At 66.7% G+C, this 2,484-nt stretch carries 2 protein-coding genes; both read left to right on the forward strand.

The window, feature by feature from the left end; genetic code table 11:
• Positions 1 to 886: 886 nt before the first annotated feature.
• Positions 887 to 1,645: a GntR family transcriptional regulator gene (locus AB0N07_RS50260; RefSeq protein ID WP_365847606.1), complete on the forward strand. Its 759-nt coding sequence runs from the start codon at positions 887 to 889 to the stop codon at positions 1,643 to 1,645.
• Positions 1,642 to 2,313, forward strand: a complete 672-nt coding sequence (locus AB0N07_RS50265) for an ATP-binding protein (protein WP_365847608.1) — start codon at positions 1,642 to 1,644, stop codon at positions 2,311 to 2,313. Before AB0N07_RS50260 ends, AB0N07_RS50265 begins: the two co-directional genes overlap by 4 nt.
• The last annotated feature ends 171 nt before the right edge of the window (positions 2,314 to 2,484 follow it).

Consider the following 2,484-nt stretch of genomic DNA (forward strand, 5'->3'; position numbering starts at 1 on the left):
GGAGCGCCACCGAAACCCCCCACCCGCCCACCCGCCACCACCCCCCCCCCCGCATACACCCCACCAACCCCCCCCCCCCCACCCACCCCGCCGCCACCCGCACCCGCCCCCCCCCCCCCCGCGCCCCCGGGGGCCCCCCCGGGCCCCCCCGCGCCGTTGGAGGCGGTCATTCCGGCTCCCCACGCCTCGCCCGTACGACCACCACGCACACGGCGCGGGCCGGACGGGCGAGGGAGGCAACCGGCCGCGACGAAGCCGCCGCGAGGCCAGGAAGAGGCGGACCGCGAAGTCGTACAGGTGCCGTCGGTCGGTCCATCACGACGGCACCTCAGGTATGTCGTCGGCCCATGCCGACCTCCCGCAGAAAGCAGGGACACGGCTTTCACCGGTACGCCGTTGCCACAGCGGACCGGCCCCGAGCCGGGAACGTCGGGCGCGTCATCGTCACTGCTCTGACGCCAGCAGGGCGGCGCGTACCAGGTGGCAGACGCCGGGTTGACCTCCTGAAAGGAAGGGATGATCCCGAGGACTGTTCTCCAGAGCTGGCACGCAGGGCGGGACAGGTTCACCCGCCACGAAGTGGCCGCCGTCGGCCATCACCCGGGCCGCAACGGGGACGGGGACTCACACCCCGTCGAACTTGAATCCCTATTGAATTCTCAACCAACTGACGCTGTCTTCGTACTCACCCCTGTGGGGCTTTCCTCCGGGCGTTGGTGCAGCTCCGAGGCGATGCGCCCGTGTTCAATGCGGGCATACCGGGACACGGTGGCCCCCGGTCGACGTTCCGACCGGCGGGCACATCCCTAGGGTTCCCTAGGGTTCCCTGCGGTGTCAAGCGGTAAGCTAGGGAACCTCAGGGAACCGAGACGAAGGAGCAGGCGAAATGGCCGGTCAGGCCGACAACCGGGCGCCGTACGCGAAGATTGCCGCCCACTACGCGGAGCTGATCACGTCCGGCCAGCTACCGCCGGGAACGCTCCTGCCGAGCATCAAGAACCTGTCGGAAGAGTGGAGCGTGAGCACAGCAACGGCCGAGAAGGCGTTGCGCAAGCTGCGCAACGAAGGCATGGTCCGAGGCATCCACGGCATCGGAACGGAAGTCCTAGACCAGCCGGGCCCGATGTCGTCGGGATCCCAGCGTCAGGACCGGGGCCGCCGTACTGGTTCAAGTTGGGGGTCTGGCGAACGGTCCGACTCGCACAAGGCCGACGTGGTCCCTGCACCTCTGGAAGTGGCTCAGGCTCTCGGTATCGAGCCTCGCTCCGACGTGATTCGTCGGAGCCGGGTGTACCGGGACCGGCACGGCATCGTGGCGCACAGTACGTCTTGGATCCCGGCTCGGTACGGCAAGCTGATCCCGCAGTTGGCGAAGAGTGAGCGGTTGACGGGGGGCACCTCACTTCAGCTCATCGCCGAAGCGACCGGCCTCCCGATCAGCCATCGGATTGACACCGCGTCAGCGCGCCTGCTCACAGCAGAAGACACCCAGCACTTGGAGTTGGACCCGGAGAACCCGCCGACGGAACCCGTTGTCGTGATGACCGCGAAGTTCATCGACAGCGAGAACAACGTCGTGGAATACGGCGTTGACCTCGGTGGCCCTGGTCGCACCTGGCGGACGGAATCGGAGGTTTCCCCGTGACGGCCTTGGATGACACGCTCTTGAGCGTGCTTGAAGATCGGATGGGCGCCCTACTCGCCGCTCGCCGTACCGGCACGCTCGCACTTGAAGCCGAACTGGAAATCCTCACGATCTCCCAGACCCTCACGAGACCAATGACCCCGCGTACGCCGTTCTGCGTCCTCATGGCCGGGCTCCCCGGCTCCGGCAAGACCACACTTTCCCGAGTCCTCACCGATCGCGGGTTCGTGCGCCTGTGCCCGGATGAGGAGATGTACCGTCGGCATGGCGTGTACGGGGTGGACTTCCCGCGAGGCACCTTCCCCACCCTCGAACGGCCGGTCCTTGAGGACGTGGCGGTAGAGCTACGCGAACTGCTTCAGGCGGGGCGGGACGTCGTAGTCGATCACGGCTTCTGGACTCCCGATGACCGTGCCCGGTGGCGCACCGTCGCGACCGACGCCGGCGCCACGCCGCTACTGGTCTATCTCGAAGCGAGCCACGAAGAACTCTGGTCAAGGATCAACAAGCGCAACGAGTTCCACGCCGACGATCCGAACTCGATCTACTTTTCCGAGAGTGACCTCAAGCGCTACCGCACCCGCTTCATTCCTCCCGAGGCGGGCGAACCGCACATCACCTACCACGGCGATCCTGCGGGCGTGATCGCAGCACTGGACAGCGAATAAGAGCCCTTGATCCCCCATGTGTCCCCCGAGAGTGGCCCGAGGCGGGGAAAACGCAGGTCAAAGCCATCGAACCCGTCCGTCTGTAAATCTGCCGGCTCAGCCTTCCCAGGTTCGAATCCTGGCGCCGCCACTTTCGATGAAGAGACCCCCTCTGGTCTGCGGAAACGCAGA

This window comes from Streptomyces sp. NPDC051172 (assembly GCF_040682555.1).
Classification (GTDB): Bacteria; Actinomycetota; Actinomycetes; order Streptomycetales; family Streptomycetaceae; genus Streptomyces.